The following is a 14,710-nucleotide window of genomic DNA, read 5'->3' as shown; positions in this document are numbered from 1 at the left end:
GCACCGCGGTTTTTCAGATTCATCGTGGATTCAGGGTTTACGACTGCTACGCAGCCGAACGCAGCCTTCGGCAGCTGCTACATAGAAGTGCGGGATTATAGGGACGCTCGCGGCCCAAACAAAAACACCGCCCGAAGGCGGTGTCTGTGTCAGCAGGCTGTTACGAGGCAATCAACTGTCGCAACACGTAATGCAAAATCCCCCCCGATTTGAAGTACTCCACCTCATTGAGGGTATCGATCCGGCACAATACCTCGACTTTCTCGCGGCTGCCGTTTTCACGGGTGATCACCAGCGTCAGGTTCATCCGCGGCGTCAGTTCGACGCCGGTCAAACCCAGAATATCCAGTGTCTCCTTGCCGGTCAGGTTCAGGCTCTTGCGGTTTTGATCCAGCTTGAACTGCAACGGCAACACGCCCATGCCCACCAGGTTGGAGCGGTGAATCCGTTCGAAACTTTCGGCAATGACCGCTTTGACCCCCAATAGATTGGTGCCCTTGGCTGCCCAGTCGCGACTCGAGCCGGTGCCGTATTCTTGCCCGGCAATCACCACCAGCGGCGTGCCCGAGGCTTGATAACGCATCGCCGCGTCGTAGATCGGCATCCTCTCCCCGGTGGGAATGTAAATCGTATTGCCGCCTTCTTCGCCGCCGAGCATTTCGTTGCGAATGCGGATGTTGGCGAAGGTGCCGCGCATCATCACTTCGTGGTTGCCGCGACGGGAGCCGTAGGAGTTGAAGTCCCGTGGTTCCACGCCTTTCTCGCGCAGATAGTGGCCTGCGGGGCTGTCGACCTTGATGTTACCGGCCGGGGAAATGTGGTCGGTGGTCACCGAGTCACCCAGCAACGCGAGGACTCTGGCACCGGCGACGTCTTTGACCACCGGCGGCGGCCCGCCGATGTCATCGAAGAACGGTGGATGCTGGATGTACGTCGAATCGTCCTGCCAGACATACGTCGCCGCTTGCGGCACTTCAATCGCCTGCCATTGCTCGTCGCCGGCAAACACTTCGGCGTATTCCTTGTGGAACATCGCGGTGTTGACCTGGTTCACCGCGTCGGCAATCTCTTTGGTGCTTGGCCAGATGTCCCGCAGATAAACCAGATTGCCCTCTTTGTCGGTACCCAAAGGCTCGCTGCTGATGTCGATTCGCACCGTCCCGGCCAACGCATAAGCGACGACCAGCGGGGGGGAGGCCAGCCAGTTGGTTTTCACCAGGGGATGCACGCGACCTTCGAAGTTGCGGTTGCCCGACAGCACCGAGGCGACGGTCAGGTCGGCGGCTTGTATGGCTTTTTCGATCGGCTCCGCCAATGGCCCGGAGTTGCCAATACACGTGGTGCAGCCGTAGCCGACCAGGGCAAAACCCAGTTCATCAAGGTATTGAGTCAGGCCGGCAGCCTTGTAGTAGTCGGTGACCACTTTTGAGCCTGGGGCCAGCGAACTCTTGACCCACGGTTTGCGCTTGAGGCCTTTCTCCACGGCTTTCTTCGCCACCAGGCCGGCGGCCATCATCACGCTCGGGTTGGAGGTGTTGGTGCAGGAGGTGATCGCGGCAATCACCACCGCGCCGTTTTTCAATCGATAGGTCTGACCGTCGTATTCGTAGTCGGCTTCACCGGCCAGATCGGCATTGCCCACCGCGACGCCACCGCCGCCTTCACTTTCCAGACGACCGATTTCCTTGCTGGTGGGTTTGAATTGCAGGTCGACGAAGTCACTGAACGCTTGCGCGACATTCGGCAGCGATACCCGGTCCTGTGGGCGTTTTGGCCCGGCAAGGCTGGCTTCGACGCTGCCCATGTCCAGCGCCAGGCTGTCGGTGAACGCCGGTTCCTGGCCCGGCAGACGCCACAGCCCCTGGATTTTGCTGTAGGCCTCGACCAGTTTCACGGTTGCGCTGGGGCGACCGGATAAACGCAGGTACTCCAGGGTGATGTCGTCCACCGGGAAGAAGCCGCAGGTGGCGCCGTATTCCGGGGCCATGTTGGCGATGGTCGCGCGGTCGGCCAGCGGCAGGTCGGCGAGGCCGTCACCGTAGAACTCGACGAATTTGCCGACCACGCCTTTCTTGCGCAGCATCTGAGTGACAGTCAGCACGAGGTCGGTGGCGGTGATGCCTTCCTTGAGCTTGCCGGTGAGTTTGAAGCCGATCACTTCCGGGATCAGCATCGACACCGGTTGGCCGAGCATCGCCGCTTCCGCTTCGATCCCGCCGACGCCCCAGCCGAGCACGCCGAGGCCGTTGATCATGGTGGTGTGGGAGTCGGTGCCGACCAGGGTGTCCGGGAAGGCATAGGTGCGCCCGTCCTCGTCCTTGGTCCAGACCGTGCGCCCCAGGTATTCCAGATTCACCTGGTGACAGATGCCGGTGCCCGGCGGCACCACGCTGAAATTGTCGAAGGCGCTTTGGCCCCAGCGCAGGAACGCATAACGTTCACCGTTGCGCTGCATTTCGATGTCGACGTTCTGTTCGAAGGCGCTGGCGCTGGCGAACTTGTCGACCATCACCGAGTGGTCGATCACCAGATCCACGGGGGAGAGCGGATTGATCCGCTGCGGGTCGCCACCGGCCTTCGCCATCGCGGCACGCATGGCGGCCAGGTCGACCACGGCGGGAACGCCGGTAAAGTCCTGCATTAATACCCGCGCGGGACGGTATTGAATTTCACGGTCGGAGCGACGTTCCTTGAGCCAGGCGGCAATCGCTCTGAGGTCGGCGCCGGTGACGGTTTTTTCATCTTCCCAGCGCAGCAGGTTTTCCAGCAGCACTTTCAACGACATTGGCAGCTTGTCCAGATCGCCCAAGCTCTTGGCGGCATCCGGCAAGCTGAAATAGTGATAGGTCTTGTCGTCAACTTGTAAGGTTTTAAGGGTTTTCAGGCTATCGAGGGACGGCATTGAAATAACTCCTTTGAGTCCGCACGGCTACGGACTGAGGGAACGAACAGAGGTTTAAACCTAGTCCTGTTTGGTGCTTAAGGCTAATAACTGGACTCTATGGCCAAGTCCAAGGTTCCGAACTCGGCTATCATGCGCCCGTTTTCGTGACAGGCTTTGCTTCAACGCAAGTCTGGGCATCGCGCAGTGGTTGAATTTCTCGCCATCTGCCCAGGAGTAAGAATGAACACCCTCTTTATGCATTGCCGGCCGGGCTTCGAAAGCGAAGTCTGTTCCGAGATTTCCGAACACGCCGCGCGGCTGAACGTGGCCGGTTATGCCAAGGCCAAGCCCGCCAGCGCCTGCGCCGAATTCATCTGCACCGAAGAAGACGGCGCCGAGCGCCTGATGCGTGGCCAGCGTTTCGCCGATCTGATCTTCCCGCGGCAGTGGGCTCGCGGGATCTTCATCGATCTGCCGGAAACCGACCGCATCAGCGTGATCCTCGCGCACATGGCGGACTTCCCGCTGTGCGGCAGCCTGTGGCTGGAAATGGTCGACACCAACGATGGCAAGGAACTGTCGAACTTCTGCAAGAAGTTCGAAGGCCACCTGCGCAAAGCGCTGATGGCGGCCGGCAAACTGGTGGAAGACGCCCACAAGCCGCGTCTGCTGCTGACTTTCAAAAGTGGCCGCGAAGTGTTCATGGGGCTGGCCGAGTCGAACAACTCGGCGATGTGGCCGATGGGCATTCCGCGGCTGAAGTTCCCGCGTGAAGCGCCGAGCCGTTCGACGCTGAAGCTGGAAGAGGCGTGGCACCATTTCATCCCTCGCGATCAGTGGGACGAGCGTCTGCACAGTGACATGACTGGCGTCGACCTTGGCGCTGCTCCCGGCGGCTGGACCTGGCAACTGGTCAACCGCGGCATGCTGGTGACTGCAATCGACAACGGTCCGATGGCCGAAAGCCTGATGGACACCGGTCTGGTGCAACACTTGATGGCCGACGGTTTCACCTTCAAGCCCAAGCAACCGGTGGACTGGATGGTCTGCGACATCGTCGAGAAACCGGCACGCAACGCCGCGATGCTGGAAGAATGGATTGGCGAGGGGCATTGCCGCGAAGCGGTGGTCAACCTCAAGCTGCCGATGAAACAGCGTTACGCCGAAGTGAAGCGCTTGCTGGAACGCATCGCCGACGGGTTCAAGGAACGCGGCATTCGGGTCGAGATCGGCTGCAAGCAGCTGTACCACGACCGTGAAGAAGTGACCTGCCATTTGCGCCGGATCGACGTAAAGAAACCCAAGTCCCGCTGATCTTGCACATTGATCGTTCCCACGCTCCGCGTGGGAATGCCGCCGGGGACGCTCCGCGTTCCGCCTTTGGATGTGACGCAGAGCGTCACGGGATGCATTCCCACGCGGAGCGTGGGAACGATCAGCTGCCAGTGACTAGACCCCCGGCAATGCGCGACAATGCCGGCAAGTTTCAGGAGTGAATCATGAGTGAAATGATTGATACGCCGGTTGACGGCACCCTCGACGCCACCGGCCTCAACTGCCCGGAACCGGTGATGATGCTGCACCAGCACATCCGTGACCTGGTGCCCGGCGGCCTGCTCAAGGTGATCGCCACCGACCCGTCGACCCGTCGCGACATTCCCAAGTTCTGTGTGTTTCTCGACCACGAACTGGTGGCGCAGCACGAAGAGGCAGGCACCTACCTCTACTGGATCCGCAAGAAACTCGCTTAACCCGCCGAATGGCTGATGCGGATCCGCTTGCGTGCACTGCGCGTCAGGCGGATCGACAGCATCAGGGCCGCGCAACTCAAGCCGACGATCAAACCCTGCCACAGCCCGCTCGGGCCGCTCGGCGCGCCGAACCAATCGGTCAGGCCCAGCGCGTAACCCACCGGCAAGCCAATCCCCCAGTAAGCGAACAGCGTCAGGATCATCGTCACCCGAGTATCCTGATAGCCGCGCAACGCGCCGGCAGCCGTCACCTGGATCGCATCGGAAAACTGGAACAGCGCCGAATACACAATCAGCATTGCCGCGACATGAATCACCGTCGGATCAGACGTGTAGATCGTTGCGATGTGTTCACGCAGCAACAGCATCATGCTCGCGGAAATGCACGCATAGGCCAGCGCCGTGCCCATGCCGACACCGGCAGCGAAACGGGCTTCACGCGGTTCCTGACGGCCGAGCGCCTGGCCAACGCGCACGGTCACGGCCATGCCGAGGGAGTAGGGAATCATGAACACCAGCGAGCTGAAGTTCAGCGCGATCTGATGCCCGGCCACCACCGTTGCGCCGAGGCTGCCGATCAGCAGCGCAATCACCGCGAAGATGCTCGACTCGGCGAACACCGCGATGCCGATCGGCAGGCCGATGCCCAGCAGGCGTTTGATCACCGACCATTGCGGCCAGTCGAAACGGCTGAACATCTCACTCGACTGATACGCCGGCGCCCAGCGCTCCCACCCGGCCATGCCCAGGGCCATCACCCACATCACGATCGCCGTGGCCCAGCCGCAACCGACACCGCCCATGGCCGGCACACCGAAGTGGCCATAGATGAAGACGTAGTTCAGCGGAATGTTCAGCGCCAGCCCGCACAGACCCAGCACCATGGCCGGACGCGTGCGCCCCAGGCCATCACTGAAACAGCGCAGCACATGGTAGAACGCGACGGCGGGCAAACCGCTGGCGATGCCATGCAGGTATTGCATGCACGGGCCGATCAATTCGGGATCGACCTTCATGATGTGCAAAATCGGTTCGGCGCTAAACAACATGCCGGTCGCCATCAACCCCACCACCAGCGCCAGCCACAGTGCCTGGCGCACGATCGGGCCGATCTCGCTGTGGGTGCCGGCACCGAAACGCTGGGCGACTTTCGGGGTAGTAGCCAGCAGCGTGCCGGTCATCAACAGAAACACCGGCACCCAGATCGAGTTGCCCAGCGCCACCGCCGCCAGATCCCGCGGCCCGACCCGGCCCGCCATCACCGCATCGACGAAGCCCATGGCGGTGGTCGCCAGTTGCGCGATCATGATCGGCAGGGCCAGGCCGAGCAGGTTTTTCAGCTCCAGGCGAACCCGGGCCGGGCGGGTGAGGGAAGTAGCGGCGGGGCGGTCAGTCACGGAATTCAAGGGCGAAACGTCCAAAGATGTTGATGCGCAAGGCGGCGCATTCTACGCCCTGACGCACTGGTCAGGAAAAGTCCTGTGTTGCGGATTTGTAATCGGATTTTGATTCCCTATGGCGCCGCAGACCCTGTAGCAGCTGGCGAAGCCTGCGTTCGGCTGCGCAGCAGTCGTAAACCCTGTGCTCGCGATTTACCTGATACACCGCGCGGCCTGATTTCACGACTGCTGCGCAGCCGAACGCAGGCTTCGCCAGCTGCTACAGGAGCTGTGCAATGCTTGCTGGCTCACACTGGCCATCTCCGCCTACACTGCCGATCCGCCAAAGGAGCCTGCCATGCTGATTGTTGCCGACGAAAATATCCCGCTGCTCGATGCCTTCTTCGAAGGTTTCGGTGAAATCCGCCGGGTGCCGGGACGTTCCATTGACCGCGCCACCGTCGAACAGGCTGATGTGCTGCTGGTGCGTTCGGTGACCAACGTTAACCGCGCGTTGCTCGAAGGCAGCAAGGTACGCTTTGTCGGCACTTGCACCATCGGCACGGATCACCTGGATCTGGATTACTTTCAGCGGGCCGGCATCACCTGGTCCAGCGCACCCGGCTGCAACGCCCGGGGCGTGGTCGACTACGTGCTCGGCAGTCTGCTGACCCTGGCCGAAATCGAAGGCGCCGACCTGACTCAACGCACCTACGGCGTCGTCGGTGCCGGTGAAGTGGGGGGGCGGTTGGTCAAGGTTCTGCAAGGTCTGGGCTGGAATGTACTGGTCTGCGATCCGCCAAGACAAGCCGCTGAAGGTGGCGATTATGTCAGCCTTGAACAGATCATCGAGCAGTGCGATGTCATAAGCCTGCACACGCCGTTGAAGAAACATGGTGCCCAGTTGACCTGGCATCTGTTCGATAAAAACCGTTTGAGCCAGCTCAAACCCGGTACCTGGCTGATCAACGCCAGTCGTGGCCCGGTGGTGGACAATGCCGCGCTGCGCCAGGTGCTGCTGCAACGCGAAGACCTGCAAGCGGTGCTGGATGTCTGGGAAGGTGAGCCTGAGGTCGATGTGGCACTGGCCGAACTCTGTGTGCTGGCGACGCCGCACATTGCCGGTTACAGCCTCGACGGCAGACAGCGTGGGACCGAGCAGATCTACCAGGCGTATTGCGATTTTCTCGGGCAACCGGCCCAGATCAGCTTGACCGATTTGCTGCCCGCACCCTGGTTGTCGCAAGTGACCTTGAACGCTAACAGCGATCCGGCCTGGTCGCTGGCCATGTTGTGCCGTGGCGTGTACGACCCGCGCCGCGACGATGCGGATTTCCGTCGCAGCCTTGTAGGCAATGTGAACGAACAGCGTGCGGCGTTCGATTTACTGCGTAAGCATTATCCGCTGCGGCGTGAGATTGATGGTTTGTCGGTGCGGATCGATGGGGATTCGCCGGCATTGCAGAAGATCGTGGTGGCGTTGGGTGCGCACATTATTCCGTAATTAGCGCTGGCCCTATCGCGGGCAAGCCTTGCTCCTACGGGGGGGGCGTCGTTCACGATATGGCGAGCGACATAAAACCTGTAGGAGCAAGGCTTGCCCGCGAAGGCCGCACCGCAAATCCCGGATCAGCACCCATAAAAAACCCGGCCATCAGAGGCCGGGTCAAGAAGACGGTGGCTATATCACTTTTGTTCGGCAGGCTTGACCAATCGCTTTTCCAGTTCGCTGCAGGCTTTCTGGATCATGTCTTCAGTGATCGGTACTTCGCGCCCATCCTTATCGATAATCGAGCAACCCAGAGACTGGTCTGGCTGTGTGCGGATCACTTCAATCTTGTCTTCGCTGCTGTTTTGCAAGGACATTGCCTGTCTCCTCATCAGGTTGTGTGCTTACTGTAGAACCGCCAGGTGACCGGGCTGTGACAACTCCCTGCGATCTTTCCAAGGGCGGTCGCATCAGTCCACCAGAAATACGGCGGTGTTGCCACCCGGACTTTAGACCAATACCGTCTAGGACCTAGTCTTTGCGGTCATATTTAACCTGACTCATTATGATTAACAGCGTTCAAGCGCATCGACCGGTGTAGGCTTGAACGCGTCAAACCCTACTGGTTGCGCCATCGAATGATCCCCATCCTCTCATCCCGTCAACGGCGCGCCATGCGCCTGGCCCTGCGTTTCATCGCGCCTTATCGCTGGCCGGCCGTCGGTGCCTTGCTCGCATTGATCGTCACGGCGGGAATTACCTTGTCCATGGGGCAGGGCATTCGCCTGCTGGTGGATCAGGGTTTCATGACCCAGTCGCCGCATTTGCTCAACCAGTCCATCGGCCTGTTCATGTTACTGGTGGTCGGGCTGGCGATTGGCACCTTCGTGCGTTTTTACCTGGTCTCATGGATCGGCGAACGCGTTGTCGCGGACATCCGTCGTCAGGTGTTCAACCATCTGATCTACCTGCACCCAGGATTCTACGAAGACAACCGCAGCTCCGAGATCCAGTCGCGGTTGACCGCTGACACCACGCTGCTGCAATCGGTGATCGGCTCTTCACTGTCGCTGTTTTTGCGCAATCTGTTGATGGTGATCGGCGGGATCGTCCTGCTGTTTATCACCAACCCCAAGCTCACCAGCATCGTGGTGGTCGCGTTGCCGTTGGTGATCGCGCCGATCCTGATCTTCGGCCGTCGGGTGCGTAGCCTGTCGCGCCTGAGCCAGGACCGGATTGCCGATATCGGCAGCTATGTATCCGAAACCCTGGGTCAGATCAAAACCGTGCAGGCCTACAACCATCAGGTCCAGGACGAGCAGCGCTTTGCCGCAACGGTGGAGGAGGCCTTCAACACCGCTCGCAAGCGGATCTTCCAGCGGGCCTGGCTGATTACCCTGGTGATCGTGCTGGTGCTTGGCGCGGTCGGGGTGATGCTCTGGGTCGGCGGAATGGATGTCATCGCCGGGCGGATTTCCGCGGGCGAACTGGCAGCGTTTGTGTTTTACAGCCTGATTGTCGGCAGCGCATTCGGCACGTTGAGCGAAGTGATCGGTGAGCTGCAGCGTGCTGCCGGCGCCGCCGAGCGGATAGCCGAGTTGCTGCGCTCGGAAAACATTATCCAGTCACCGACTACTGGCCTGGTGACCTTGCCTGAACGGGTGAAGGGTGACCTGGTGCTGCAAGACGTGCGCTTTTCCTACCCGTCGCGTCGCGAAAGCTATGCGGTCGATGGTTTGAATCTGACCATCAATGCTGGCGAAACAGTCGCATTGGTAGGCCCCTCCGGTGCCGGCAAATCGACGGTTTATGACTTGCTGCTACGCTTTTACGATCCGGCCGAAGGACTCATCCTGCTCGATGGCGTGCCGCTGACTCAACTCGATCCGTTGGACCTGCGCCGCTGCTTCGCCCTGGTCTCGCAATCCCCGGCGCTGTTCTTTGGCAGCATCGAAGAGAACATCCGCTACGGCAACCCGACGGCAACCCTGGCTCAGGTTCAGGAAGCGGCGAAAATCGCTTACGCCCACGACTTCATCGTACAGATGCCCAACGGCTACCAGACCCACCTGGGCGACGCTGGCCTCGGTTTGTCCGGTGGTCAACGCCAACGCCTGGCCATCGCCCGGGCGCTGCTGGTGGACGCGCCGATTCTGCTGCTGGACGAAGCCACCAGCGCCCTTGACGCCCAGAGCGAACACCTGATCCAGCAAGCCCTGCCGAGCCTGATGAAAAACCGCACCACGCTGGTCATCGCCCACCGGCTGGCCACGGTGAAAAACGCTGACCGGATCGCGGTGATGGACCAAGGGAAACTGGTGGCGGTGGGGACGCATCAGGAATTGATTGCGAGCAACGCGCTGTATGCGCGGTTGGCGGCGTTGCAGTTCAGTGATGGCAAGGCTGAACTCGACATACACCCGTAGGCACTGCCGCGCCCCTTTTTGGACGATGCACTAACACCTGTAGGAGCACGGCTTGCCGGCGATGGCGTTTTTGAGATCGCCATCGCGAGCAAGCTCGGCTCCTACAGACGTGGTTCATTGATCGTCAAAGTAGCGCTCATGCCAATCCACCAGCGGTTGCGGTGAGTTGAGCTTCTGGCCGTAGATCACCGAATACGACAACACGTTTTGCACGTACTGGCGGGTTTCGTCGAACGGAATGCTTTCCACCCACACGTCGAAGCTCAGGTGGTCCGCACCGCGCAGCCACTGACGCACGCGGCCGGGGCCGGCGTTGTAGGCGGCAGAGGCGAGGACGCGGTTGCCGTTGAACTGGCTGTGGACCTGGCTCAGGTAAGCGGCGCCGAGCTGGATGTTCTTGTCCGGGTCGAACACTTGCTGCGGCGAGGCCAGTGGAATGCTGAACTTGCGCGCAGTTTCCTTGGCGGTGCCGGGCATCAGTTGCATCAGGCCGCTGGCGCCGACGCCGGAACGGGCGTCGGCCATGAAAGCACTTTCCTGGCGGGTGATGGCAAACACCCAGCTCGAATGCAGTCCACGGACCTTGGCTTCACGGACCAGGGTTTCGCGGTGGGCCATCGGGAAGCGAATATCCAGGTCGTCCCAGTACTTCGCCTGACTGATGGTACGGATCGCCGGGAAATACCATTTCAAGTCGTAGGCCAGTTTCGCTTGGGCGACCATTTCGTCGCGGCTGAAGTGGCGGCTGACGTGGTACCACTCGCGCCGACCATCGACGATCTGTCCGCGAGCATGAAACTCAAGCGCACGACGCACGCCTGGGGTATTGCGGACCTTGTTGATCAGCGCCTGGCTGAGCACCAGCGGTTTGTTGTTCAGCGAGTAGGGCAACTGCGAGCGATCCGCCGCGAGGAAACCGTAAAAATCACGCTCGCGGGCGAGGCCCTTATACAGCGTCTGCGCTTCCGGGTTCTGCGGCTGCGCCAGTTCCAGGCTGCGGGCCTGCCAGTAGCGCCAGCGGTTGGTGGTCGCCAGATCCTGCGGCAAACGGCGAGTCAACTGATAGGCATCGTCCCAGCGGGCCAGGCGCAGCAGCAGACGCATACGCCATTCGGAAACCGTGTTGTCACGCAGTTCCGGGTCGTACTTGGTCATCACGTCCAGCGCGCGGCTGTCGAAGCGTTTGGCGAGAGTCAGCCCGATTTCCCGGGCGATCGCGACTTTTTCGTCACGGGAGAAGTGCATGCTGCTGGCATAACCGTCGAGCAGGGCCATGGCCTTGTCCGGATCTTGCTTGGCCAAGCGGCGCAGGCCGAGGCTGACGATGTCAGACATCGGTTCATCGGCCGGGGTGAAGCGTGAAGGCTGGTTGAGCAGTTCGGGTTTCTGCGCCACATCGATCAGCAAACGACCGCGAGGGGCGAGGGTGGTCAGGCCGTTGACCAGGCTGTTGGCCAGCGGATAGTTGCGTGCCTGGGCGGCAAGCTTGGTGCGCTCCCAGCGTTTCTGCTCGGTCAACTGGCCTTCGGCAGCCCATTGACCGAACAGCGCATCGCACGCGGCGGGTTGGGATTTGCCGGTCAGCCAGAGTTTATTGGCGTTGGCGTAACCTTCGGCTTTCTGGTTATGCCCGATCTGATACTGCGCGTTCAGGCAGTCCAGTTCGGTGAAATTGAGCTTGGGGTCGTAGTACTTGACGAAGGTCGCCCAGTCGCCGCGTTCGGCCAGCCAGCGCAGCCAGCGCAACTTCATCCAGTTGGCCTGGGGCAGGTCACCGTGCTCGGCGAGGAATTTCTCGATTTCGGCATTGCTCGCGGTTTTAAGGCGAGCGGTCAGTTCGTCATACGCCAGGTACGGCTCCAGCGGGTAATCGCTGAGGGCCTGGCTGTAACGGAAATAAGGACCGGTATCCCCCTTGGCGAGGGCACGCTTGGCTTCATCGTAATACTGGCGTTGGGTGGACAGGTCCACCGCCTGGGCGGTTTGAACGGCAGTGGCAGAAAGAAGAAAACAGGATAAGAGACTGAAAAGGCGGCTGCGCATGAGACGTCCGGGCAGAGAAATCATGACAAGTGCGGGCATGGCCTGCACTGAATTGTCTGTAGCTTAGCCTTTTGCCAGCAGCAGGCGAAAGCTTTGCCGGCCTGTCAGCATCAGTTCGCAACATTTGTCATGCAGAGTGTCGCGAAGGTGAAATTGCCGGCCTTCTGAAGCCTCAAGTCAGGTAGAATGCGCGCCCGGTTTTTGGAGAAGCTCATGACCCTGCTCAAATTCAGCGATGTGTCCCTTGCTTTCGGCGCTATGCCGTTGTTGGACAAGGTGTCCTGGCAGATCGCCCGTGGTGAGCGGGTGTGCATCATCGGCCGCAATGGCACTGGCAAGTCCAGCATGATGAAGCTCGTCAAGGGCGACCAGAAGCCTGATGACGGCTCCGTTTGGCGCGCACCCGGCCTCAAGATTGGCGAATTGCCGCAAGAATTGCCGGTAGCCGACGAGCGGACCGTGTTCGACGTGGTGGCCGAAGGCCTGGACGGTGTCGGCGAGCTGCTCGCGCAGTATCACCACCTCAGCCAGAACATCGTCACCGACGCCGACCTGGACAAACTGATGCACGTCCAGCACGACCTCGAAGCCCGTGACGGCTGGCGTTTGCAGCAATTGGTCGACAGCACCTTGAGCCGTCTGCAGTTGCCGGCCGACAAGACCCTCGCCGAGTTGTCCGGCGGCTGGCGTCGTCGCGTCCTGCTGGCTCAGGCTCTGGTTTCCGAACCCGATCTGCTGCTGCTCGACGAACCGACCAACCACCTGGACATCGGTGCAATTGCCTGGCTCGAAGAAGCGCTGAAGGATTTCCAGGGCGCCGTGCTGTTCATCACGCACGACCGTTCATTCCTGCAGAACCTCGCGACCCGCATTCTCGAACTGGACCGCGGTGGCCTGATCGACTGGAACGGCGACTACGCCAGCTTCCTCGTGCACAAAGAAGCGTCGCTGGCGGCTGAAGAAACCGCCAACGCGCTGTTCGACAAGAAACTGGCCCAGGAAGAAGTCTGGATCCGTCAGGGCATCAAGGCCCGTCGCACCCGTAACGAAGGCCGCGTCCGCGCATTGAAAGCCTTGCGCGTCGAGCGTAGCGAGCGTCGTGAGCGCACCGGCAAGGCCAACATTCAACTGGATACCGCCGACAAGTCCGGCAAACAGGTTATGGTCCTCGATAACGTGAGCTTTGCTCACCCGGGCGGCCCGTTCCTGATCAAGGATTTCTCGATGGTCCTGACGCGCGGCGACCGTATCGGTCTGCTCGGCGCCAACGGTACCGGCAAGACCACACTGCTCAAGCTGATGCTCAGCGGTCTGCAACCAACCAGCGGCACAGTGGAAGAGGGGACGCGCATCGACGTGGCCTACTTCGACCAGTTGCGCCATCAACTGGACCTGGAAAAGACCGTAATCGACAACGTTGCGGAAGGTCGCGACTTCATCGATATCGATGGTCAGAGCCGTCACGTGCTGAGCTACCTCGGCGACTTCCTGTTCAGCCCGCAGCGTGCCCGCACGCCGGTGAAGGCGCTGTCCGGTGGTGAGCGTGCCCGTCTGTTGTTGGCGAAACTGTTCAGCAAACCGGCGAACCTGCTGGTCCTCGATGAGCCGACCAACGACCTCGACGTCGAAACCCTCGAGTTGCTGGAAGAGGTCTTGCTGACCTTTAACGGCACCGTGCTGATGGTCAGCCACGACCGGGCATTCCTCGACAACGTGGTCACCAGCACCCTGGTCTTCGAAGGTGAAGGCAAGGTTCGCGAATACGTCGGTGGTTATCAGGACTGGCTGCGTCAGGGCGGCTCGCCGCGCCTGCTGGGCGTGACCGAGAGCAAGTCCGGCAAGGCCGACCTGACCTCCGCGGTCGTGACAGCCGAAGCTGCGCCAGTCGCTGCTGTCGTCGAAGCGCCGGTGGCGAAGAAGAAGCTCAGCTACAAGTTGCAGCGTGAGTTGGAGATGTTGCCGGGCCAGATCGAAACCATGGAACAGCAGATCGCTACCGTTGAGGCGCAAATGGCCGATGCCGGTTTCTATCAGCGTCCTGCTGCCGAGACCGCTGCAGTGATCGCTCAGTTGGAGCAGTTGCAAGCAGAGCACGACATAATGGTCGAGCGCTGGGCCGAGCTGGATGCCTGATTAATCCTGCTATAAAAAAAGCCCGGCGTTCAGTGATGAGCGCCGGGCTTTTCGCAGGAGCTGTGGTTTAGCTTTTGATCAGGCGCACCGCGAGCACATCACAGGGTGCACCATGCAGCACGTCATTGGCAGTCGAACCCAGCAGCAATGCCAGGCCGTGTCGGCCATGACTGCCCACCACGATCAGGTCGCAGGTTTGTTCCTTGGCCAGGTGGTGGATCTCCTGGCGTGGCTGGCCGTAGGTCAGGTGGCTGTATTCCTTGGAGAGTTCCGGATACTTCACGATCAGCCGGTCGAGGCGTTCCTTGGCCTGATCGAACTGCTGTTGTTGCAGTTGTGACAGGTCCATGGGGACGTCGCCGCCAAAGGCCATGGCCATTGGCTCGACAATGTGCACCAGGGACAATTTCGCCCCGTTGCTCACCGACAGTTCGCGAGCGCGGTGGATTACAGGATCGCACTCTTCGGTTAGATCTACAGCGACCAGAATGTGGTTGTAGGGCATGAGGTGCTCCTCCTGAGGGTTGCAATATTGGTAAGTATGGCTGGTTTCAAGCGCATTGTTTTCAAAGTGACCCAATGCGCCCATCAAGAATCGGGAGTAC

At 60.6% G+C, this 14,710-nt stretch carries 10 protein-coding genes; 5 read left to right on the top strand and 5 right to left on the bottom strand.

The annotated features are described in order from the left end of the window. Window positions 1-160: 160 nt before the first annotated feature. On the bottom strand, window positions 161-2,902 hold the full coding sequence (gene acnA, locus CKW16_RS12990; RefSeq protein WP_095128760.1) for an aconitate hydratase AcnA: 2,742 nt from the start codon (window positions 2,900-2,902) through the stop codon (window positions 161-163). 222 nt (window positions 2,903-3,124) lie between these two features. Between acnA and rlmM the strand changes: the two genes are divergently transcribed. Further along, window positions 3,125-4,198 (top strand): 23S rRNA (cytidine(2498)-2'-O)-methyltransferase RlmM, encoded by a 1,074-nt coding sequence (gene rlmM, locus CKW16_RS12985; protein WP_095128759.1) that lies wholly within the window; start codon window positions 3,125-3,127, stop codon window positions 4,196-4,198. 185 nt (window positions 4,199-4,383) lie between these two features. Further along, entirely contained in the window at window positions 4,384-4,635 is a 252-nt protein-coding gene (gene tusA, locus CKW16_RS12980; protein ID WP_007907805.1) for a sulfurtransferase TusA, read from the top strand. Here the strand turns inward: tusA and CKW16_RS12975 are convergent. Next, the gene (locus CKW16_RS12975) at window positions 4,632-6,041 is read right to left on the bottom strand and encodes an MATE family efflux transporter (protein ID WP_095128758.1); all 1,410 of its coding nucleotides are present in this window, start codon (window positions 6,039-6,041) and stop codon (window positions 4,632-4,634) included. The genes tusA and CKW16_RS12975 overlap by 4 nt on opposite strands. A gap of 331 nt (window positions 6,042-6,372) precedes the next feature. On the opposite strand from CKW16_RS12975, the gene pdxB reads away from it, so the two are divergent. Continuing rightward, window positions 6,373-7,518 carry a 4-phosphoerythronate dehydrogenase PdxB gene (pdxB, locus tag CKW16_RS12970; protein WP_095128757.1) on the top strand — a complete coding sequence of 382 codons (1,146 nt, stop codon included), beginning with the start codon at window positions 6,373-6,375 and terminating at the stop codon, window positions 7,516-7,518. A gap of 182 nt (window positions 7,519-7,700) precedes the next feature. Here pdxB and CKW16_RS12965 read toward each other — a convergent pair whose 3' ends face one another. After that, window positions 7,701-7,880, bottom strand: coding sequence for a PA1571 family protein (locus CKW16_RS12965; protein ID WP_095128756.1), 180 nt, complete (start codon window positions 7,878-7,880; stop codon window positions 7,701-7,703). Between the two features lie 261 nt (window positions 7,881-8,141). On the opposite strand from CKW16_RS12965, the gene CKW16_RS12960 reads away from it, so the two are divergent. Continuing rightward, on the top strand, window positions 8,142-9,929 hold the full coding sequence (locus CKW16_RS12960) for an ABC transporter transmembrane domain-containing protein (RefSeq protein ID WP_176471550.1): 1,788 nt from the start codon (window positions 8,142-8,144) through the stop codon (window positions 9,927-9,929). Between the two features lie 114 nt (window positions 9,930-10,043). Here CKW16_RS12960 and CKW16_RS12955 read toward each other — a convergent pair whose 3' ends face one another. Further along, window positions 10,044-11,972, bottom strand: coding sequence for a transglycosylase SLT domain-containing protein (locus tag CKW16_RS12955; RefSeq protein ID WP_095128755.1), 1,929 nt, complete (start codon window positions 11,970-11,972; stop codon window positions 10,044-10,046). A 213-nt stretch (window positions 11,973-12,185) separates the two neighbouring features. On the opposite strand from CKW16_RS12955, the gene CKW16_RS12950 reads away from it, so the two are divergent. Then, entirely contained in the window at window positions 12,186-14,105 is a 1,920-nt protein-coding gene (locus tag CKW16_RS12950; RefSeq protein ID WP_095128754.1) for an ATP-binding cassette domain-containing protein, read from the top strand. A 67-nt stretch (window positions 14,106-14,172) separates the two neighbouring features. On the opposite strand, the gene CKW16_RS12945 is transcribed toward CKW16_RS12950, so the two are convergent. Beyond that, a complete protein-coding gene (locus CKW16_RS12945) occupies window positions 14,173-14,610 on the bottom strand; it encodes a universal stress protein (RefSeq protein ID WP_008151425.1) in 438 nt (145 codons plus the stop codon). Between the last annotated feature and the right edge of the window lie 100 nt (window positions 14,611-14,710).

Source organism: Pseudomonas sp. Irchel s3h14, from assembly GCF_900187425.1.
In the GTDB taxonomy this organism is placed as follows: Bacteria; Pseudomonadota; Gammaproteobacteria; order Pseudomonadales; family Pseudomonadaceae; genus Aquipseudomonas.
Note: the sequence above shows the minus strand (reverse complement) of the source record. Positions and strands in the feature narration are given on the sequence as shown.